Annotated in this window: 23 protein-coding genes; 11 read left to right on the top strand and 12 right to left on the bottom strand. The window is 35.9% G+C overall.

The features are described from left to right. Nucleotides 1–4: 4 nt before the first annotated feature. The 5 genes from ABE34_RS25720 to ABE34_RS21690 all read right to left on the bottom strand — a co-directional run bounded on the left by ABE34_RS25720 (nt 5) and on the right by ABE34_RS21690 (nt 4,583). Nucleotides 5–292, bottom strand: coding sequence for a hypothetical protein (locus ABE34_RS25720; RefSeq protein ID WP_346655596.1), 288 nt, complete (start codon nt 290–292; stop codon nt 5–7). Continuing rightward, nucleotides 289–1,758, bottom strand: coding sequence for a spore germination protein (locus ABE34_RS21705; protein WP_197144526.1), 1,470 nt, complete (start codon nt 1,756–1,758; stop codon nt 289–291). The genes ABE34_RS25720 and ABE34_RS21705 overlap by 4 nt, the downstream gene beginning before the upstream one ends. Continuing rightward, the gene (locus ABE34_RS21700) at nt 1,758–2,882 is read right to left on the bottom strand and encodes an endospore germination permease (RefSeq protein WP_197144525.1); all 1,125 of its coding nucleotides are present in this window, start codon (nt 2,880–2,882) and stop codon (nt 1,758–1,760) included. The genes ABE34_RS21705 and ABE34_RS21700 overlap by 1 nt, the downstream gene beginning before the upstream one ends. A 299-nt stretch (nt 2,883–3,181) precedes the next feature. Then, on the bottom strand, nt 3,182–4,072 hold the full coding sequence (locus ABE34_RS21695; protein ID WP_197144524.1) for a DUF3298 and DUF4163 domain-containing protein: 891 nt from the start codon (nt 4,070–4,072) through the stop codon (nt 3,182–3,184). Continuing rightward, entirely contained in the window at nt 4,065–4,583 is a 519-nt protein-coding gene (locus ABE34_RS21690; protein WP_197144523.1) for a sigma-70 family RNA polymerase sigma factor, read from the bottom strand. The genes ABE34_RS21695 and ABE34_RS21690 overlap by 8 nt, the downstream gene beginning before the upstream one ends. A 698-nt stretch (nt 4,584–5,281) precedes the next feature. On the opposite strand from ABE34_RS21690, the gene ABE34_RS21685 reads away from it, so the two are divergent. Beyond that, complete coding sequence (locus ABE34_RS21685; protein ID WP_241747149.1) at nt 5,282–5,476, top strand: hypothetical protein; 195 nt, start codon at nt 5,282–5,284, stop codon at nt 5,474–5,476. 236 nt (nt 5,477–5,712) lie between these two features. Here ABE34_RS21685 and ABE34_RS21680 read toward each other — a convergent pair whose 3' ends face one another. Next, complete coding sequence (locus tag ABE34_RS21680) at nt 5,713–6,480, bottom strand: TSUP family transporter (RefSeq protein WP_197144522.1); 768 nt, start codon at nt 6,478–6,480, stop codon at nt 5,713–5,715. Nucleotides 6,481–6,696: 216 nt separating this feature from the next. Between ABE34_RS21680 and ABE34_RS21675 the strand changes: the two genes are divergently transcribed. The 3 genes from ABE34_RS21675 to ABE34_RS25290 all read left to right on the top strand — a co-directional run bounded on the left by ABE34_RS21675 (nt 6,697) and on the right by ABE34_RS25290 (nt 8,625). Further along, nucleotides 6,697–7,122, top strand: coding sequence for a hypothetical protein (locus tag ABE34_RS21675; protein WP_241747150.1), 426 nt, complete (start codon nt 6,697–6,699; stop codon nt 7,120–7,122). 73 nt (nt 7,123–7,195) lie between these two features. Further along, a complete protein-coding gene (locus ABE34_RS21670) occupies nt 7,196–8,197 on the top strand; it encodes an LLM class flavin-dependent oxidoreductase (RefSeq protein WP_197144521.1) in 1,002 nt (333 codons plus the stop codon). A gap of 284 nt (nt 8,198–8,481) precedes the next feature. Next, nucleotides 8,482–8,625 (top strand): Rpn family recombination-promoting nuclease/putative transposase, encoded by a 144-nt coding sequence (locus ABE34_RS25290; protein WP_241747151.1) that lies wholly within the window; start codon nt 8,482–8,484, stop codon nt 8,623–8,625. Nucleotides 8,626–8,873: 248 nt separating this feature from the next. On the opposite strand, the gene yfkAB is transcribed toward ABE34_RS25290, so the two are convergent. After that, entirely contained in the window at nt 8,874–9,986 is a 1,113-nt protein-coding gene (gene yfkAB / locus ABE34_RS21665) for a radical SAM/CxCxxxxC motif protein YfkAB (RefSeq protein WP_197144520.1), read from the bottom strand. Between the two features lie 266 nt (nt 9,987–10,252). On the opposite strand from yfkAB, the gene ABE34_RS21660 reads away from it, so the two are divergent. Beyond that, a complete protein-coding gene (locus ABE34_RS21660) occupies nt 10,253–10,954 on the top strand; it encodes a YjjG family noncanonical pyrimidine nucleotidase (RefSeq protein WP_197144519.1) in 702 nt (233 codons plus the stop codon). Between the two features lie 290 nt (nt 10,955–11,244). Next, nucleotides 11,245–11,880 carry a 50S ribosomal protein L25/general stress protein Ctc gene (locus ABE34_RS21655; protein WP_197144518.1) on the top strand — a complete coding sequence of 212 codons (636 nt, stop codon included), beginning with the start codon at nt 11,245–11,247 and terminating at the stop codon, nt 11,878–11,880. Nucleotides 11,881–11,924: 44 nt separating this feature from the next. Here ABE34_RS21655 and ABE34_RS21650 read toward each other — a convergent pair whose 3' ends face one another. From ABE34_RS21650 to ABE34_RS21640, 3 genes are all read right to left on the bottom strand, one after another. After that, entirely contained in the window at nt 11,925–12,527 is a 603-nt protein-coding gene (locus ABE34_RS21650) for a DUF2812 domain-containing protein (protein WP_197144517.1), read from the bottom strand. After that, entirely contained in the window at nt 12,514–12,801 is a 288-nt protein-coding gene (locus ABE34_RS21645; protein WP_197144547.1) for a PadR family transcriptional regulator, read from the bottom strand. Before ABE34_RS21645 ends, ABE34_RS21650 begins: the two co-directional genes overlap by 14 nt. Before the next feature lie 143 nt (nt 12,802–12,944). Then, nucleotides 12,945–13,571: a YczE/YyaS/YitT family protein gene (locus ABE34_RS21640; protein ID WP_197144546.1), complete on the bottom strand. Its 627-nt coding sequence runs from the start codon at nt 13,569–13,571 to the stop codon at nt 12,945–12,947. 158 nt (nt 13,572–13,729) lie between these two features. Here ABE34_RS21640 and ABE34_RS21635 point away from each other — a divergent pair, with 158 nt between their 5' ends. Then, nucleotides 13,730–14,152 carry a pyridoxamine 5'-phosphate oxidase family protein gene (locus ABE34_RS21635; RefSeq protein ID WP_197144516.1) on the top strand — a complete coding sequence of 141 codons (423 nt, stop codon included), beginning with the start codon at nt 13,730–13,732 and terminating at the stop codon, nt 14,150–14,152. Between the two features lie 237 nt (nt 14,153–14,389). Here the strand turns inward: ABE34_RS21635 and ABE34_RS21630 are convergent, their stop codons facing one another. Next, nucleotides 14,390–14,947, bottom strand: a complete 558-nt coding sequence (locus ABE34_RS21630) for a flavodoxin family protein (protein WP_197144515.1) — start codon at nt 14,945–14,947, stop codon at nt 14,390–14,392. 114 nt (nt 14,948–15,061) lie between these two features. Here ABE34_RS21630 and ABE34_RS21625 point away from each other — a divergent pair, with 114 nt between their 5' ends. Beyond that, nucleotides 15,062–15,952 (top strand): LysR family transcriptional regulator, encoded by an 891-nt coding sequence (locus tag ABE34_RS21625; RefSeq protein WP_197144514.1) that lies wholly within the window; start codon nt 15,062–15,064, stop codon nt 15,950–15,952. 196 nt (nt 15,953–16,148) lie between these two features. Here the strand turns inward: ABE34_RS21625 and ABE34_RS21620 are convergent, their stop codons facing one another. Beyond that, nucleotides 16,149–17,174, bottom strand: coding sequence for an S-layer homology domain-containing protein (locus ABE34_RS21620; RefSeq protein ID WP_197144513.1), 1,026 nt, complete (start codon nt 17,172–17,174; stop codon nt 16,149–16,151). Between the two features lie 639 nt (nt 17,175–17,813). Between ABE34_RS21620 and ABE34_RS25285 the strand changes: the two genes are divergently transcribed. The 3 genes from ABE34_RS25285 to ABE34_RS21600 form a co-directional block, all read left to right on the top strand. Continuing rightward, entirely contained in the window at nt 17,814–17,969 is a 156-nt protein-coding gene (locus tag ABE34_RS25285; protein ID WP_241747152.1) for a hypothetical protein, read from the top strand. 678 nt (nt 17,970–18,647) lie between these two features. Then, nucleotides 18,648–19,835 (top strand): MFS transporter, encoded by a 1,188-nt coding sequence (locus ABE34_RS21605; RefSeq protein WP_197144511.1) that lies wholly within the window; start codon nt 18,648–18,650, stop codon nt 19,833–19,835. A gap of 336 nt (nt 19,836–20,171) precedes the next feature. Then, the coding region (locus ABE34_RS21600; protein ID WP_197144510.1) for an MFS transporter at nt 20,172–21,181 on the top strand (1,010 nt) is incomplete at its 3' end.

The raw sequence follows: 21,181 nt of genomic DNA, 5'->3' as shown, positions 1-21,181 counted from the left end.
GTCCCTAAAAAACTTTTTGATCGATGGATCGAAATAATTTAAAAAGTGCTTCTTCCAACGTCTTTCCCTTAGATTGTCCAACCTCAGCTGGTGCCGCTTGAGGAGTATAATTTTCGGATTTTGTAACATCAGAGAAACTAATTAATTGCAAGTAGATTTCATATTGACCATCTTTATAATCGATACCAAGTCCATCAACATAATACATTTTTTGAGGTTCGGTAGCATCCCAACAGCCTGAAAGAAGTAGTGAAGTAAGTAAGCTGGATAGTAAAATAATTTTTCTCTTCATTGCTGCTTCTTCTTCTTCTTTCTCATAGAGGTACGAGTGCTATCTTGGGGTGCAAGTGCTTTATTACGTTCAGTGTAGCCTTTTGGTGATAAGCGGAATATCGATTTTTTAATAGTCATCCAATTTAAATCTGTTGCAAGATTCATGTAAGAGTAACCATAGATCCGAATATTACACAAGTAAAGAAGTGTAAAGAATAGAGATACAAAAAATCCAAATAAACCAAAAAAAGCACTGGCAATAATGAATGTAACACGCAATAAACTGATTGTTGTGACAAGTGATTGGTTCACAAGAGTAAATGATGCAATTGTAGAGATCGCAATAACTACAATCATTTCTGGGCTTGTTACACCTGCGCGAATGGCCGCATCACCAATAATTAAACCGCCAACAACGCTTATCGTTCCACCAATAACAGAAGGCAGGCGTAACCCAGCTTCTCGAAACAATTCAAACATGAGTAGCATTATTAGCATCTCTAGAGAGGAGGGGAGAGGTAAACCTGTTTTTGCTTGGACAACAGTTGCTAAAAGTTGGAATGGTAGCTGATTCTGGTGATAGGTCGTCAGTGAGAGCCAAAATGCAGGCAATAGCAATCCAATTAAAATGCCAAGAATCCTCAATAGTCGTTCTATAGAACTGAAAATGATAGGGTACTCATTATCTTCAGCGGATTTTAATAATAAAAATAAATTGACTGGTGTGATCATGGCATAAGCTACACCGTCGACGAACATGAGAAAACGTCCTCTAATTAGCGCTTGGATAGCATAATCGGGTCGTCCAGTGTAATCGAATTTTGGGAAGAGCTTAGAGTTTTTATTAATTCTCTCCATTAAAACGTCCCCGCTAAAGACAATATCTGTATCTACTGCAGCGAGCTGTTTTTTTATTCCGTGTAAAATATCCATATCGACAATATCGTCAAAATAAAGTATAGCAACGTTTGTTTTTGAACGTTTTCCTAGCTCCACTTTTTCAACACAAAATGAATTTGTAGGTAAACGTTTACGTAATAGTGCAATGTTGACGCGAATATCTTCAATAAAGTTATCCCTAGGCCCCTTAACGAGTACTTCCATCCTAGTTTCTTCAGGATTTCGATTAGGCTTTTTAGCGATATTACTAGCATATAAAAGACCTTCTTTTTCAAAATAGAGCAGTAGGGAGCCAGTATAGACCAAGGTAATGGCATCTGCTTTATCTTGGACTTTTTGAAGGGCTGGTATATGGAGCTGATTTTTAATGTTTTCTTCAAAGGGTGTTTCATCTAAATGATCATAAAGATATTGAATACGGCGAATAATGACTTCATTGAGCATTTGCTGGTCTATCATCGCATCACAGGTAATGAAATGAACCTTATTTTGATTAAATACATAATCCTGAAATTGAATATCTGCTGATTTTTGAAATAGTTTTTTTAAGGTGTTTAGGTCTATCGCCTTCTCCTGCTGAGGCATTATGATTCACCACTTTCCATTTCTTGTTTTTCAGGTTGGCCCTTTTTAGAAGACTTACCTGAAAAGAAAGCTACTAGTAAGAAGAAAATTGACAAAAGAAAGAAGAAAACAAAAGTAACTGTTAATATATAGTTCCCTTTCACCTTCAAAAATATGTTTTCATTTAAAATAATTAGCGGCAGACATAAAAGAAAGAATGGTGGAGCTATCATTCTCCATATTTGCTTTGGATCACCAGTCATCTTAAACAAATCTGCTATAACATATAAGAGGAAGCTAACTCGTATAAATGTTCCAGTTAGCCATTGGTAAATTGAGAAAAAGTCAAGATGCTCAATATAGCGACCAATTGATACTAATCCCCATTCCTCGTAGGCAGGATATCTTTGCTTTGCAGCTTCAGTTGGACCAAATTCTGCAATTGCGCCCATGAGAGGTCCTAAAGTAAGCCCCATTAAAATGAAAAGCATAATGCCAAAATGATACCAACGAATACGATCTTTAAATTGGTGCTGTAAAAATAAAAGTATTATTAATTCAATAAATCCTGATGCAGGGTAAACCATTCCTTTTAAAACAGGTTGGAAACCATGCTCAAAAAAAGGTCGTAGTAGCTCGTAGTCTTTTACCTGAATATTAGTAAATGCTACAAAAAAGCCAAAGACTACTACACCGAATAATACAAAGACATTTAAAATTACAATGGTTTGTAAGCTCGTTGTAACGAGAAAAATACAAAGAATTGTATAAATAAGTAATAATATAGTGACGGGTGTTTGAGGTAAAAATGTTGTGTTTATCCATTGCAATGTTTCAACCATCGTAAAGGCTGCAAGAATGAATAAAAAAATAGCTATAATATATATGACAATTGTAGAGCCTGTTTTTCCTATTTTTCCATCTAACCAATCTCGAATAGGTTCCTGATTTGTCTTTTTTTGAATATAAACTAGAAAAAATAGCCAGAAGAATATAATAACCGCAGACATTATGACAGATGCCCAACCATCTCTCCCAACAACATCAAGTAGCGGGGGAATAATGGTCACGTGATTTTTTAAGCCAATAACAGTCATTGATAAGAAGATAACATGTAAAATACTAATTGATCCTACACCTTTCATATGAAAACCCTCTAACGTTAATTGATACACTTTAGCTTAGACAAAAAGTGAGAGGATTATAAGCATGACCAACTACTCGTAAAAGAAGAATTTAAATCTGTATTCCATCACATTCATGAGAAGTTTATCATTGAAAAAAAGCGAGTTATTTGACGAATGAAATGTCAAATAACTCGCTTTTGGGCAATATATTTTTTCCGCATCATTATGGAGTGTTGTAAAAGCACGATTGGGAAAGACTAATAATCCGTAAGGGATAAAGAAAACCCCTACGGATTATAGTTTTACATTACAAATGATTAATGAATATACATAGAGCTTACAAGGTTATTTTTCAAGACATCTGTTGGGATTTCAAATTCCACGACACCCATATAGCCAGGAGCAACTTCGTATTTATCGAAGGAGATAACAAGCTTACCTTCATCGGAAATATAGAATTGTTGATCGGCTTTAACAGCCGTAAATTCATCAAAAACTTCTTCATCAGGAATACCTGCTCCTTTTAACCAGTACACCTTTTCTTGGTTAGATGCAGCAGCTTGTTCACGCATTTGTTCCTTAATGTTTTCACTGATCGTTTTAATATAAGTATCATCTTTAAATAACATCGGTAGTGTAATTAAAATTTCATTTTTTTTATCAATTGTGTCGTATTGCATTACTGTAGAAGAAGATCCAACAGTATTGACGATATAACGACCAATCGATAAGATTTGATCATTATCTGTTTTCACTTCGTAGCCACTATCTACTCCCAAATGACCGCCACCTTTAGCTTTTAAATCACCTACTTCGGCAATAAAGTCATCATAAAGAGCTTTACCTTCTGAACGGTATTTTTCATTTAATGTAGCAGCAAGATCTTTATCGTCTAGGTTTTCGATAGAAGGTACTTTTATGTCAGCATCATATGAGTCATCTGCTACTTTATATTCAGTCCATGTTAAGACTTTTACGACACTACCAACAACAGGAATATCTGATAGTGTTCGTGCCATTGCAGGACTGACATTTAAACCAGCTGTAAAAAGCATTGCAGCTGCCGCAGATCCTAGAAACCATTGTGGTGCTCGTTTTTTTCTTTTCTTTTTACCTTGTTTTAGTGCGTTTTCAACTACAAAATCAAGTTCCTTTGGAATAGATACCTCATTATATTGCTTTTCTAATTCTTTTATTTTTTCATCCATGTGCTGTTTCTCCCTTCACATCTTGTAATTGTATTTTCAATAGCTTTAACGCTTTATAAAGACGTGATTTGGCGGTACTCAACTTAATGTTAAGGATATTTGCAACATCAGCGAGCTTTAAGTCTTCAAAATAGTGTAAAATGACAACTTCACGATACATAATTGGTAATTCATCTAACGCATGCTCTAAATCAACGTTTTCATAAATATCCTCTTGTGCAGGAGTTAAATATTGCAATGTATCATCGTCTGTCACGTGTAAGCGTTTATGCTTACGTAAAAAATCTATAGATGTACGTACGACGATTTTATAAAACCAGCTTCTCATATACTCGACATTTTCTAGTCGATCGAGAGAAAGCATTGCTTTTTGAATACTGTCTTGTACAACATCAAGTGCGTCCTGTTCATTTTTCGTATAGCTATACGCGAGCAAATAAAAACGCTCTTTCTGTTCACGAATTAACTGGACAAACACCTCTTCATGTTGAAATGCATTTCTTGTTTTCATGTCTAAAGAAGCTCCTTTTTAACATTTTCAAATTGTATACAACTAATAGACGTATGAAAGGGTAAAAAAAGTTGATAGTATAAAAAAACTTATCTTTTTCTGTTAATTTCAAAGATAAGTCATTGTTACCTGGTAATTTACCCCGTATTAACTTCTGTGATAATCATCAGTGGGGATGAAGAAATCCTCCATTTATAAAGTTGCGCTTTTCTGTACATTTTATTGTGGTGAAAAATCATAGCAAATTATAAACCTTTTACAATTGCTTATAAAGGGGAAAGAGTAAATTGGTCACAATTACAAATAAAATCGTCCGGGGGAGAATCTAAATAACTGGCATTGCAATCGAAGAAAATATCCTAAAATAGTATCGAATTGAGAAAGTGTCAACGGACCTTTTTCTACATGAACCATCCCATACATATAGTAGATTGAAAATACAAGCAAGTAAGCTATAATTCTTATAATCAGTTTTGAAGAGGAGGAATGCATATTGAAAAGAGGGAGTTTAAATCACAATTAAATGGCGCCATTCCTTGATGTAGAGCAGTACCCATCTTGCATAAAAAGGCTATTTTGCCCTAGAAATTTGTGATGAATTAAAAGCGTTTTTTTTGTGGCTTTTTTGGCAGGTTATATTTTCAGTATCATGGTTGTATATCTATTCACAATTATAAAAACAGAAAGGAGAATTAGGTATGAAAAAGTCAAGCGACGCTAAAGTTTTAATAGATAGTTTAATCCCATTGGGAATGATTTTTGGAAGTGCTCTTGGTGTGGTTTTTGGCATGTTTTTCAAACCAAACTTTCTCGTATTTACAATTGTTTTAGGGGCTGGAATAGGCTATTTATTTGGAGTAATTGCTTACGTAATTTTTAGGAAGCAAGAATAATTATAGACGGAGAATTCTGGATAATAAAATTATTATAGAAGCATGCTGTATTTTTAGTATGCTTCTATTTTAAATTGATAAGTACGAATACAGAGTATTCTTTAATGAAGATGCTCACAGTTGAGAGGAACTCAGTCTAAGAAAACAATGTCCTGTGAAAACGACTGAGTGACCAACATCATGCCGGGCATCATAAATGGATCTGCATTAAACAATTGGTAGATATAAAGAATCAATCATGAAAAATAGTCATATGTATTTTTCAAAAGTAATAAAATTGTCACAACGATAAATAAATTACGTACATACCCGCTGCCACGTTTAATGGCAAACTTAGAACCAACAATTGCCCCAGCAATTTGTGCAAGTCCCATAGGTAAACCATAGGCATAATTTATTTGCCCTAAGTATATAAACATAAGAAGGGCTGCGATATTACTTCCGAAATTTAAAAATTTAGCATTACCTGCCGATTTTAAAAAGTCGAAGCCAACTATTAAAAAGGCAAACAGTAGAAATGAGCCTGTCCCTGGACCTAAAAAGCCATCATAGAAGCCGATTAATGTAATAATCGCCACAAAAAATGCGTAACGCTTAGGTGTCAATCTTTTATAGGTAGAAATGCTACCCCAGTCTTTCTTGAAAATAGTATAAATAGCCACAGCTGCTAGCATGACAAGCATAAGTGGTTTTAGAACACTAGGATCCATAAGATGGACAGTCCATGCACCGATCATGGAGCCTATAAAAACAAATGGGAACAGTTTGTAAACGGCTTTAATATCCAATTTACCCAAGCGATAAAATGTTATGGTGCTCGTTAATGACCCCATAGTGCCTGCTAACTTGTTCGTAGCCACGGCTGCAGATGGTGGAAGACCAACAAACATAAGAGCTGGTAAAGAAATAAGCCCGCCGCCTCCCACAACAGAATCGATAAATGCGGCTAGAAAGCCAAAAAAAATAAGGATGAGTAAAATGTTTACATCTAAATCAAAAGGCACAGCAGTTCATCTCTTTTCTATAATAATAATCTGATAGTAGCGAAACGAAAAGTAACTGTAAATAGCTTCATTGGTTTTTTTCTGTTAATTTCGAGGATTCGATCTCTTTTGATATCTTTGGATTCTATAAAAAGCTAAAATATTCTGCTTTATGTATGCGTTTTGATGTATTATGTAGGTGATAGTGTTTTTTGCGTAAAGGGGACGTGATGACATTTGAGTTTAGGAAATCATGTAAGAGTATTTGTTTGTGTTGTATGTATGGGGCTACTAGTCGGATGTGTGTATAATGCCAAACAAGATATAACTGATAATGAGTTTATCGATACTGTAAAAGAAGGGTATTTGGGGGATTTTTCAGATGTATCTGTCCGTAATGCATTTAATTACGCATTTTTTGAACCATATTGGCGATATTACCAGGCAAAAACTGGCGAGCATGTTGTCGAATTATCAGGTGATATTACATTTGAAAATGAAAAAGGACATGCCATTTTACAGTTTGTAGTGGATGAACAAACAAATCAATTTTCTATTTATGCAATGAAATTTAATGATGTTGTATTGAGTCCCGAACAAAAACGGTTCCTTATTGGCATGGTTTATGACACATGGCATGCAAAGCGGCTTGCCTATGAGTAAGGTCTTTTACTTTGTATAAAGAGCTACCTATATTACAGTAGAGAGGAGTGCTTAGACAGAGAGGGTGTTTTCAATGAGATTAAGTATATTAGATCAAATGCCTATACCAAAAGATCATACTGCTGAGGAGGCCTTTCAGCGTACAGAACAAATAGCGCTTTTAGGTGAAGAGCTTGGCTATCATCGAATGTGGTTAGCGGAGCACCATAATAGTCATTCACTGGCAAGTTCAGCTCCAGAGGTTACAGCTGCTTTCCTAGCGGCGAAAACAAAACGTCTTCGTATTGGTACTGGAGGCGTAATGATGATGCATTATTCTCCATATAAGCTGGCAGAGGTCTTTAAAACATTAAGTGGCTTAGCACCGAATCGTATTGATTTTGGCGTCGGCAGAGCCCCTGGTGGTGACCATGCCTCTATTTATGCACTAGCAGAGGGACGAAGACAACGATTTACAGAGCAATACGATAAGCTCGAGATCATTTTAAAACTGATGAATAATCAAAAAACAGGGGAAGATGTCTATGATCAAGTAATTGCGGCACCAGTGCATATCCAATTACCTGAAGCTTGGTTACTTGGGTCAAGTGGTCAAAGCGCTATGCAAGCAGGTCGATTTGGTGTAGGTTATTCATATGCGCAATTTTTTACTGGTAATATGTCGAAGGATATATTTGATACGTATAGAGATTTCTTTATACCTTCTTATTATATGGAGAAGCCGCAAATTATCGTTACTTATGCTGCGACGGTTGCAAATACGTTAGAGGAAGCGGAATATTTGGCGAAACCGATTGATATTACACGTCTTCATCTTATGAAGGGTCAAATTATTCAAGCGATGTCGCCCGAAGAAGCAAAGGATTATCCACTTACAGAGCTGGATAAAATGACAATCGCCAATAATCGTAAAGCCAATCTGGTCGGAACACAGAAGGAAGTCGCTGAATTTTTAGTAGCAGAGCAAGAGCAATATGGATTTGACGAAGTGATGCTAAACTGCAATCAATACGCACTAGAAAGTCGCTTGAATACTTATAAGTTAATTGCAAAGGAGTTAATAAGAACACCTTAGCTTTAGTGAAAGAAGAATTACTGAATTAGTATATTGAATCTACTAATTAACAGAAATAAATCCGAATTTGCTAGCAAAAAAAATTATTATTCATGTAAAAGGAAGTCATGTTCAGTATGTGAGCATGGCTTTTTTTGATTTACCCTTTATATTTATGAAGAACTTTGTCATGTGAGTGGGTCTTTAAAGGAATATCTGATTATAAATAACAAAGTACGATTTTGATGTTTGAAGGAGGTTAAGTAGTACGTCCGTGCTATCATGATAAAAAAAGGTGATACCTGATGAATCACAAAGTAATACGAAGAGTCCCGTTAGATAAGTTTTTTGATTTGAAGGTTGATTTTGCCTTCAAGCAGTTGTTCGGAAATGAAAAGAATAAAAAAATTACTATTGTCTTTTTTGAATGCAGTTTTAAAGCTTACTAGAAGAGATACTATTAAGAATTAAGAGAGATAGTGAGAAAATTATAAAAACGTCATGAACCGATTGAAGAAATCATGGATTTATTAGGTTTATCGAGAGAAGAAATTGAAAAAATAAAAAGTTTAAATTTACCTCAGGAATAAGTAGAAGCAACAGATAATAGCTTAATAAAAACATTTTTTAAAGCCAAAATTATATAAATCCTATAAAAAAATGTCCAATGCAAATGTATGCATTGGACATTTTCCTTTTACATTTCAGCTGAGCCACTAACAAACTGTGTATCTTTATAGTACATATTTTTAACAAGGACGTTAGGACCTAAGCATTTTACGGCTGGACAGTGGCAGTTTAATGATTTTGCTAAATCTGTTGCCATCCATTTATCAAAAATTGCTGGTAATTCATCGGTTTCAATATTGCCGAGTGCTGGTGTGTCGCCAAAGTCTGTCACAATGACATCACCTGTAAAGATATTGACATTTAAGCGAGAGCGACCATCTGGATCATTGCGCATTGTAACGTTCTTTTCTTCTCGTAGTCGTTTTAGAAGTTTTTGATCTTCCTCATTCATGCTACATGGATAGAAAGGTAGCGTACCAAACAGCATCCAAGTATTTTCATCTCGAACATCAAGTAGATGATGAATCGCATCACGAGTTTCTTCAAGTGATAAAGACGTAAGGGAACTTGCAAAATCTGAAGGGTACATCGGATGCACTTCATGGCGTGCGCATTTCATTTCGTTGATGATTTGGTTATGGATATGTTCTAAATACGGTAAAGTTTTTTTGTTTAACATTGTCTCTGCTGATACCATAACACCGTGTTCTGCAAGCATTTTTGAGTTATCAATCATGCGTTGGAACAAAGCTGCACGCTGTTCATAAGTCGGTTTTCGGTCCATCATGGCAAAGCCTGTTTCGACAAATTCATCGATCGTACCCCAGTTATGTGAGATATGTAGTACATCTAAATACGGTGCAATCAGTAAATAACGTTCAGGCTCCAATGTTAGGTTGGAGTTGATTTGCGTTCGCACGCCACGATCATGCGCATATTTCAATAAAGGCAATACATAGTTTTGAACGGATTTCTTAGACATCATCGGTTCTCCACCAGTAATCGAGATTGTTTTAAGGTGTGGTATTTCTTCAAGACGCTTTATAATTAGCTCAATTGGCAATGCATCTGGATCTTTAGTTTGTAATGTATACCCAACTGCGCAGTGGGCACAGCGCATATTACAAAGAGTTGTTGTTGTAAATTCAATATTAGAGAGGGTCATATGCCCATGTTGTTCAACATCTAAATACGCTTCCCATGGATCAAAGGCAGGCGTAATTTTTTGTAGAGTCGTCATAATTCGTACATCTTCCTTTCTAGCATTCTATTGTCTCACATTCGCTGTTATTTTCAAATATGAAATTATCGAAAGGGCTATTTTTAGGCAAGATGATCATTTTTATTACGCAATGAAGGAAATATTTTTCAAGGATTTATTTGTGTGATTATTCTTAAGATTCCGTAAAGTTGATAGGTAGGTAAATTTACTGTTATTTTTCTAAAAAAGCGTTATGATAGTAGGAATGATATGGTAATACAGCACCAAAGAAAGTAGGAAAAGACATGACTAAGTATGAAATACTATTGTTTGACGTGGATGACACATTATTAGATTTTGACTTGGCAGAAAATGCAGCACTTGACCGTTTATTTAAACAGGAAAATATTGCAGTAACCGGGGCGATGATTGCGCGTTATAAAGAGATTAATGAATCTATGTGGCGTGCTTTTGAACGTGGTGAGGTGTCTAAAAATACATTACATAACACTCGATTTTCGATTGCATTAAAGGAATTCGGCTTAGATGTAGATGGGGAGTACTTTGAAGCGGTCTTTCAAAAATATTTGAAGGAGGCACATCATTTTGTAGATGGTGCCTACGAAGTAATCGAACAGCTTGCCGATAACTATGATTTATATGTCGTTTCAAATGGTAAAACAATGACTCAAAATAAACGACTAGAGGATGCAAATTTAGCACCATTTTTCAAAGACATTTTTATCTCGGAGCAAACAGGCTATCAAAAACCAATGCCAGCTTTTTTCGATTATGTTTTTGATCGTATCGAACATATAAATAAGGATAAAACCTTGATTATTGGTGATTCCTTAACATCCGATGTTAAAGGCGGACTACAAGCCGGAATTGATACATGCTGGTTTAATATACGTGATATTGAAAATACAAGCGATATTCATCCCCATTTTGAAATTAAAAAGCTTCGTGATTTACACATATTGTTAGATAACAAAGTAACAATTTGATAAGTAAATGTCTGAACTACGCTTCAACTGTTCGTAAGTCTGAATAGTTGAGGTGTAGTTTTTTTGATAGAAACACACTCTAAAAGTATCATACTTATAAAGCCAAAATGTTAGCGGTGATTTTTAGCGCATAGTTGGAAGATTATAATAAATCAATTTAGCTGAGCAAAATAACATCACGGCTTTTTTGTTGGGGTAAATGAATGAGGGTAGTGCACTAAAATGTATAAAAATCATTAGAACGGGCAAAACCTTTTATGAGACTAGTTTCCATGAAAGGGGAAAAGACGATGAATACTGTTTTAACTGTAAATAAACGCATTAAAGGGCGTAATTCATCATTAACTCAACTTAGACAGAACGGTGCTATTCCGGGCGTTGTTTATGGCTACCAAATGGAATCCACAGCGGTATCACTGGATGCCAGACAATTTGCAAAAATGTTAGCTCAATTTGGCAATAAAAATGTCTTTCAATTAGATGTGGACGGTCAACGGGTCAACGCAGTATTAACAGAAGTACAACGCTGTGCGTTAAAAGGCAATGTTAAGCATGTAGATTTTAAGTCCATCAATATGTCCGAAGAACTAGAGGTTGATATTCCAGTAACGGTTACGGGTCATGCTATTGGAGTTGCTGATGGTGGCTTCCTATTACAGCCTAACCGTGAAGTTCGTATAAAGGTAAATCCGTCAGAAATTCCTGAAACAATAGAGGTGGATGTGACTGATGTGGCAATCGGGACATCACTTTATGTAGGGGATATTCGCGAAAAGTTCTCTTTTGAAATTTTACAGGAAGATGACTATACATTAGTGACGATTACACCTCCTGCCGCTGAAAATGTACAGGACGACGACATAGTAGATGGGACTCCTGAAGTAATCGAGGCTACTGGTAAAAATCCATCCGATTCAGAAAAATAGAAACAAAGAAGGGGCCATCTTACAAGTAAGTGGTCCCTTTCTGCTTATTCTATAAACTGCTGTATAGATTTGCGATAACGGAAATACATGACTAGGTACACACTGCAAGTTGCTAAAAATATCCATGGTGGGATAATGCGCATGATGGCGAAGGGTGTTTCAAATAAAAAAGAAAAAAGGAAAGCAGAACCTTCTTTATCCCATAAACCTGGCGTGAAGTAAGCATCTTTTATATTGAAAAGGTTAGAAAATTTATTATTAAAAATCATAAACCATATAAAAGAGAGTACTGCCCAATTGCTGGAATGCACCATTAATCGTTTATATTTAGCAATTTGCGAATCAGTATCAGAAAATAATTCATCGTTACCATCTTTTCTTTTTACCCAATAATAGGTACCGTCGTACGATTTTTCTTTTAATGCTTGCCATCCAAAATCCTCATATAACTGCTTATAGTTAGATCGCTCTTCTTTCTTAAGATTTTGCTGATAATCAATACGAATAACTTGTTCAAGGTCATCTGTCTTTTTAAATGTATAAAAACCGCCAGAAATCACATTTGTACAAATCCATCCTTTGGACAACATATGATTTAACCATTGCTCTTCCTTTTCGATATCAAAAAAGAGTTTAAACTTGATCATGTCCATCAGCTCCCTCATATAAAGATAAAATTCGCTGCAATCTTACTTGCTCGGCTGCTAATATGGCTAATCCTTCAGCAGTTGTTTGATAAACTTTTCGCCTCGTATCTTGGGTCTCTACAGGCGAAATCCAATGATATTTCAACAAATTTTCAATTGCTCCATACATAGTGCCGGCCGCAATCTTAACACTACCTGCGCTCATTTCCTCGATTTTTTGCATCATTGCATAGCCATGCAACGGTTCTCGTAAGGCGAGTAGAATATAATGCATGGTTTCGGATAAAGGTAGTAATTTATGTTTTTTCACAAGTTCACCTCATATACAGTTCAACTATATAGTTAGATTGTATACAGTTTAACTGTATATTGCAACCGAATAAAAAAGACAATGCACTTTTGCATTGTCTTGTAAACCTATACTACAGCGCTTTTCACGCCAGTCCATCTCAAAAATAATTTTTCATTATACGTTAAAGCAAACTGTACGATCGGTCCGAGTCCGAAAGCCATTAGCACAGTACCAACGCCGATAGGACCACCTAGTAAAAAGCCGATTAAAGCGACAGTTACTTCCATAGTTGTTCGAGAGCGTGTGACACTCCAGCCAAGCTTATGGACCATTAGAAGCATTAATGAGTCACGAGGACCAATCCCTAAATTTGCCACCATATACATACCGCAACCCCAGCCAAGTAATAGTAGGCCACATACATATGAAAGAAGTTGCATCCAAAAACCATCTATATCTGGAATCAAATAGTTAAAAATATCAATAAAAATTCCTGCTAAAAACATATCTATAAACGTCCCCGGCAGTGGAAATTTCTTTGTAATTACTATATCAACCGCTATTATGGCTAGTCCGATGAGAATGGACCAAGTACCAATAGTTAATCCCAATGTTTTAGCTAGTCCAATATGTAACACATCCCACGAACCAACACCAAAAATCTGACCTTTAATTGTCAATGTTATACCTAAGGATAAAAGCAAAATACCCGTTAAGAAGAACAGACACCTTGTGAAAAATGCTTGTTTCATCATTATAACCCTCATTCTAAAAATTCATGTTGTTCAACAAATTATTATAACAATAGATTTTAAAATGAATCGAATATTGTCAATTCATATTTTTCAAAAAAATGATTAGGTAAGCTAAATAAGGACAAAATAGTATGGATAAGAAAGGATGAGATGATATGACCTCTGTGCGAGATGAAATACTAGAAGTTTTAAATCGTGAAAAAATAGGAACGATGGCAACCGTTGCGAATGGCAAACCGTACTCACGCTATATGACATTCCAACATGAAGATTTTGTTTTATATACAGTTACGAATAAACATTCTGAAAAAATGGAAGAGCTTCGCAAAAACCCATATACACATATATTATATGGATACGAAAATGGTGGCTTTGGTGACACGTATGTTGAAATTGAAGGAAAGCTAACAGAGATTCTAGAGGAAGGAATAAAAAATAAGTTAGCCGAAATTTTTACAAGCATTTTCGTTGGTAATCAAGATGAAATGATTACACTAAAAATCGAGCCGATTCGTATGCGCTTGATGAATAAAAAAGGCGATCCACCTAAAGAACTGGAATTTACAAACGATCATTAAAATATGGTCGTTTTTTTTGATTTCCGCCTGATTTTGATTCTGTCCACATCATTATTTTTGTTTTTATTAGCTAAAAACTAGAGGAGGGGTGGGTGGCAAGTCGGAGCGGAAATCAACCACTCGTTTTGCCGAAGGGGACATATAAAAGGATGCCATAATTCTCAAAAAATTTCCTCGATCATGTTGTTTCAACATAATGAACCGACCTAAAAGCATTGCAGCTTTCAGGTCGGTTTTTTAGATGGGATAGATACGTGCTTTTAACTGTTTATTTAAAATAGAAGCCTGCGTCAGTGCTTGTTCATCGTGACGTATCTCACCAGGCTTGTTTGCCTCTCCAATAATGTACGAGGAGAACGGCATCTTTAAGAAGTCAAAGATATACTGGAATTGCTGAATCATTGGTAGACCCTTTATACATGGGGCATCACCACCGACAGCAAGAACAATGGCCTCGATAGTTTGTAGCTTTTCTTTTAGCTGTGGAAAACGCTCATCTCGAATAGCATGACTCAGTCGATCCACCATGTTCTTCATTATTCCTGACATGCTGTACCAATAGATCGGTGTGGCAAAAATAACGACATCACTTGTTAAAAGCGCATCGATAATTTGATCATAATCATCATCTACAAACTGAAAGCCATTGTCATCATGGCGCAAATCGTGAATAGGCTCGATCGTTAAATTTTTGAGATCTATTTTTTTATGATGTAAGCCCTCTAATACATAATTAGCTAGTTGTTCACTATTACTATCGGCTCTAGAGCTACCAATAAATGCGGTAATGTTCATGAAAAATCCTCCTCTGTCCCTCAGGTTATAACTAGTGTAAACTTAAGTTTATTATCGATAAAGCTGAATGTTTCGATGGAATGTATCGAAAAAAACGATTTAGGGGTGCGGAAGATGGATATTAAACAGCTGCAAACTTTTTTAACAGCTTCAGAAACGTTAAGTTTTACGCAAACAGCACAGCTACTAGATTATGCTCAATCGAGTATTACAGCACAAATTAAATCGCTTGAAGAAGAGCTTGGCGCAGTTCTTTTTGAGCGGCTTGGAAAACGCATTACCCTTACGGAGGAGGGCCATCGATTACAACAGTATGCACAAAAAATGTTAGATTTAAATGTGGAGATGAAAAAGGCTGTATTAAATGAACAAACACAAGCGGTATTAAAAATTGGTGCACAGGAAAGCCAATGTGTATACCGTCTGCCAAGTGTTTTACAACAATTTCAGAAATCCCATCCACAAGTCAAAATTATTTTTAAACCTGTGCATACAACCGAAATAGCCAAAGATTTATTACAGTCAGGCAATCTAGATATAGCATTTATTACGGATGCATATAAGGAAACACCTATGTTACATCGTGAGCGCCTTATTCAAGAGCAATTAGTTTTTGTCAGTGCACCCACTGATAGCAACGAGGAGAGAGCAGTATTTTCATTACAGCAACTTTCAAATGAAACGATACTTCTGACGGAGAGCGGTTGCTCCTACCGTAATCAATTGGAAGTACAATTGCAACAGGAAGGTTCTCTACCAATACAAATGATTGAATTTGCAAGTATTGAAGCTATTAAGCAATGTGTGATGGCGGGCTTAGGTATTACATTTTTACCTAAAATGGTGGTCGAGAAGGAGTTAAAAAACCAACGTTTACAAGAATTGATTACATCAACGAAATTAGCAGACATTTTTACGGATATCGCTTGGCATAAGGATAAGCATATATCTCCGTATCTAGCTGATTTTATAGAGATTGCTATGAATATGTATAAGAAGTTTTAAGGGCATATATTTTTACCTGAACCTTTTTCAAAATGTATTCTTTTTGTTTACTGACTAAGGAATCTTTTAAAGTACACAGCTGGATCAAAAAAGTGCGAATGAATTTTTTAATCCATTTCGCACTTTTTAGTTCTTTTCACAATTGAAGAGTATTATTGTGATTTAAAAGGTCCTTACAGTTCGATCTATGGTAAATCTATTGTTTCTTCAAAGTTCCAGAAAAATTCGTTCCTTCATCATGTTCTTTACGACAGTCTACCTCAGTAATTTTAAGCGCATTATTAAGACGTTCAAATTCTACTACACAACGATTGCCGTTTGAAGATTTATTCATCACGGCCTTAGTGTTAGACGTAATCGTCGCTGTCCCATCGACACTCCCAGCAGCTGTCCCATCATTGGCAGTAATGAAAATAGTAAAACTTTTGCTTGTTGCGTTTGAAATGTAGGCATCACGGCGATTAAAATCAGTTGAGCCTGTACCCCATTTATAGTAATACGAATAGGTGCCATTCCAAGCACTATTAGAAGGTGCTGTCAGCTGCATTGTTTTATCAAGCTGATTTTGGCCATTTTTCGCTCGAGTATTTAATGAAGCATTACTCGCATTTTCGTGAATTTTTTGTGCGTCCTCTGAAACCTCATAAAAATTCCTTTCATCCATACGGTAGAGCATTGTAACGACTTGAGCTCGCGTCATATTGTTTGTCACGCCAAAAAACTTCTGCAAGTTACGGTTTTCATACTGTAAGTTTTGACCAGTGGAAATGTAATAATCGAGTAAAAATTGTATGGATTGATCTAATCCACTTTTACCATTTGCTAAATGTGTAATAGCCTGTGCCACAACACCGCGCTTCACATTAGCTCCTCTAATAGTATTATCGAAATATCCGTTTAATGGCACACCATAGCTCGCAAGTCGATTGTAAAATTCATCAGACCAGTTTGCTAGAGGGGTTTGTTTTTTTAGCTCATCATAAGGTGATTCGAGCTCGTAAAAATTAGCCAGTAGTTTAGCGAATTGTTGCTCCGTGATTGTTGCATTGGGCTTAAATGTACCATCTGCATAGCCATTAACGATATCATATTCCTCTGCCCACAGGATGGCTTCATACGCATAGTGATCTTCTGGCACATCTTTAAAACCAGCAGCTTGCACAGTGTATCCACTTGCCACAAAAAGTATGGGAAGCAATAAAGCGAACACTATTTTTTTCATTTGTCTCTGTCATCCTTTCTTTCTAGTACTATTAATAGTTTGAAGGATATGGATAAAAACTGCAAATTTTTCTAGTTTATTTTTAAGTAGAAAGGATGAGATAGTGCAATCCTATAAGAGATTCATTTAGGAAAGAAGGAATAAACAGAGATGTTGAATAGTTTCGATAAATATCACCAAAAATGGATGCCTATTTTAACGCCACTAAGTTTAGTGATAGGTGTATTGTTAGGGAATGTAGGGCATCAGCTTCTTTTTTAAAGCCATGGCTTTTTGCTTTTATGACGTTTGCATGTAGTTTAAATATGAGTTTTGAAGGGATAAAAAATCTTCGGAAATATTCAAAGGTTATAGTAATAGCCCTTGTGTTTTTACATTTGATGATGCCGATGTGGGCTTATTTTGTATCAAACGTTATCTTTCACGATCATTTTACTAACAATTGGCTTTGTCTTAGCAGTCGCTGTGCCAACTGGAGTAACGAGTTTTATCGGTTTTCCACAAGAAGACTGAGAGCTTGTCGGTGTTATTTTAGTTGTATTTGTTTTAGCTGTATCAGGGTATACGTTCTGTTTAGTACTCGGTCATATTCTTTGGAAGGATATAAGTATTATTACAATGTTTGTTTTTACAGGAGGGATGCGGAATATTGCTGTAGGTGTAGTGATAGCGACTACATACTTTCCTCCAAAAACGGTCATGCCAGTAGTGTTTGGCATGCTCTTTCAGCAAGCTCTAGCCTCGTTCTTTAGCCGAATAGTTGAGCAGTATCAGTTGAAAGTTACAAAAGGCTAAATATGTTAGCGATTCTTTTGTGGAAGTGAATAATTTTTTTAAGACTTACGCTGTCTATTGTTATTAAGATGTTACATTAATTGTCCCGAAAGAAGAAGAGAACAAAAAATGTGATGTAATATCATCAAATGAAAATAGCGAAATATAAAGGTTTCCATTATGCTACCTTCAGAATATGATGAAGATAAGTAGTATCCATCGTTATGTAGGATGGGGGAGATATTCTATTTTAAAATTTTACAATAATAATAATTTGAAAGTAAATATCAGTTGTGCTTGCGAAAGTATTATGAATGCTAATTATGTCTCATAAGAAAGAAGAGTGCGCGAATGAAAGAATTGGATGATTTGAAGCTAACGATTCTTCCGTTAATTATTTTGCTAATTCTTATACTTTTTTGGAAACTGACCGAGTCTGTCGGAGCGGGTATGTTGATTATTATTTTCTGGATAGGCTGGCGGCGTCTTATTAGAAAATCACTATAAATTGAATATGAGTTACCTCCAGCTTTATTCAAAAAAGCTAAACATCGTTTGATACTGGAATCAAACGATGTTTTTTTGCATTCGCCTCTAATCTTCTGCATAGTTCTTACATTTGAAAAACGTCTATGTACGATTATTTGTAATTTTGTTACTATGTAGTAATTAATAAATGAAACAACAAGGAGATACGGCATGTGGCATAATCGGAATGTATGGATTATTTTATTGGGTGAATTTGTCGTTGGTCTTGGTTTATGGGCTGGGATTATAGGCAATCTTGCTTTTATGCAAGAGGTCGTTCCCTCTGACTTTCACAAATCATTAATTATTTCTTGCGGTATATTGGCAGGCTTAATAGTAGGTCCATTGGCAGGACGGATTATTGACAATTCGCAGAAAAAAACAGTTATACAGTGGGCAAGTGTAGGGCGAATTATAAGTGTTTTATTTATGTTCATGGCACTTTTTACAAATTCGGTTGTATGGATGATTCTTTTTTTAATAACGTTGCAAATAGCAGCCGCCTTTTATATGCCTGCCCTACAATCTATTATTCCAATGATCGTTAAGGATAAGGATTTAATTACACTAAATGCTTGGCAAATGAATGCTCGAACGATTTCAAGGATTATAGGTACTGCTGCAGCGGGATTCATGCTAAGTTTCTTTGAGCTGAAATGGTTATACATCATTTCATTTATAATCTATATTCTGATGTTTGTTATTACGAACTTCCTACAACTAGATGAGATGGCTAATCACTCATTAGCAACTAAGGAAAAGGGTGGCTTTAAAGAAGTGTTACCGATGGTGAAGGAGCACCCAATTGTTTTAATGACACTTGTTTTAATGTTAATTCCAACATTATTTTTAGGTTCCTTTAATTTAGTTATTATGAAAATTTCTGAGATTCATCATTCAACGACAATATCTGGATTATTGTATACAGTTGAGGGCATTGGTTTCATGCTTGGTGCAGCTGGTTTGAAATTGATTACGGAACGGGTGAAAATTGGAACACTCCTCTTTACTTTAGCGTTTATCATCGGTTCGATGGAGCTCATGCTACTACTATCTGATATTAAATTTTTTGCATTAGTAGCTTTTGGTGTTTTTGGTTTTTCAGTAGGCTGTTTTTTCCCAACGACCATGGTGATTTTTCAAAAGCAAGTGCCAAAAGATTTTCATGGCCGATTTTTCTCATTCCGTAATATGATCGATTCTGTCATCTTTCAGGTCGTCTTATTGTCAACAGGCATGATGCTAGATTTAGTTGGTTTAAGTGGACTAGGACTAGTTTTTGGTATAATCAGCGTAAGTTTAACCATCACTTTTTTACTATATTCAAAGAAAAAGAATGTTGTGATGCAAGCACATTAATTAAAAAGGAACTGTCAAATCTGTATTCTATTTTGACAGTTCTATCTTCTTATTAAGTTTTATATACATTTTACATAGTAATATGTAGGATGCGGTCTATGGACGGTACTTCTGCTTTCTTTTGCTAAGAACTTTTATGACTAACGAGGACAGGTTGGTTGAATGGAAAAGTAATAGATGGTATTTATATTAGAATTGTAAATAGTATTGCGATCTCTTGATAAAACATCTACTTTTCCAATTTCTGCAATGAATGATTTTGTTGAAGTTGTCGAATGGGCCGACAAAATGGTTATGTTTTAATCATTAAGATAAGTAGAAAGAAGGTATTGAAAAATGTTTGGAAAAAAACAAGACCCGATAGAGACTTATATAGAATCACCAGAAAAGCTAAAGAGCTTATATAGGCGAGTGTTATTCGTTGTTAGTCTCTCACAAGTTTTTGGTGGGGCAGGGCTTGCAGCAGGGATTACGGTAGGGGCTCTTTTAGCTCAACAAATGCTAGGAACGGATACTTATGCAGGGGTACCTTCCGCTTTATTAACTTTAGGGTCGGCGGGGGCAGCTTTAATTGTAGGAAAACTATCTCAACGTTATGGGCGTCGTACAGGCTTATCGGCAGGTTTTATTGTCGGAGGACTCGGTGCAATTGGTGTAGTGGTTGCTGCCATGATAAATAGTGTCACTTTATTATTCGCTTCTCTACTAATCTATGGCGCAGGAACGGCAACAAATTTACAAGCCCGCTATGCAGGGACAGATTTAGCCAATAATAAACAACGAGCAACGGCTATCTCTACAACAATGGTGATGACAACATTCGGAGCTGTGGCAGGGCCAAATTTAGTAAATATTATGGGTGAATTTGCAGTTTCTATTGGTGTGCCGGCTCTTACGGGTCCATTTATGTTATCAGCAACAGCATATATTTTAGCAGGTCTGGTCCTTTTTATTATGTTACGTCCGGATCCATTAGAAATAGCGAAAATGATTGAAGCGCAAAAACCAGAAAATGAGCATGGAAATAAGACAGAATCTTTACATAAAAAAGCTCTCAATAAAAGGGGCCTTACAGTCGGTGCAACGGTGATGGTACTTACGCAAATTGTAATGGTTGCTATCATGACAATGACACCTGTACATATGAAACATCATGGCCAAGGTTTATCGGAGGTTGGACTTGTTATAGGATTTCATGTAGGTTCTATGTATCTTCCATCGCTCGTAACAGGTATTCTTGTCGATAAAATCGGACGAACAGCCATGAGTATTGCCGCAGGAGTGACTTTGTTATTTGCTGGTTTATTGGCGGCATTCGCACCGAGCGATTCTATGGTTCTATTAAT

Source organism: Lysinibacillus sphaericus (assembly GCF_015844675.1).
GTDB classification, from domain to species: Bacteria; Bacillota; Bacilli; order Bacillales_A; family Planococcaceae; genus Lysinibacillus; species Lysinibacillus sphaericus_E.
Note: the sequence above shows the minus strand (reverse complement) of the source record. Positions and strands in the feature narration are given on the sequence as shown.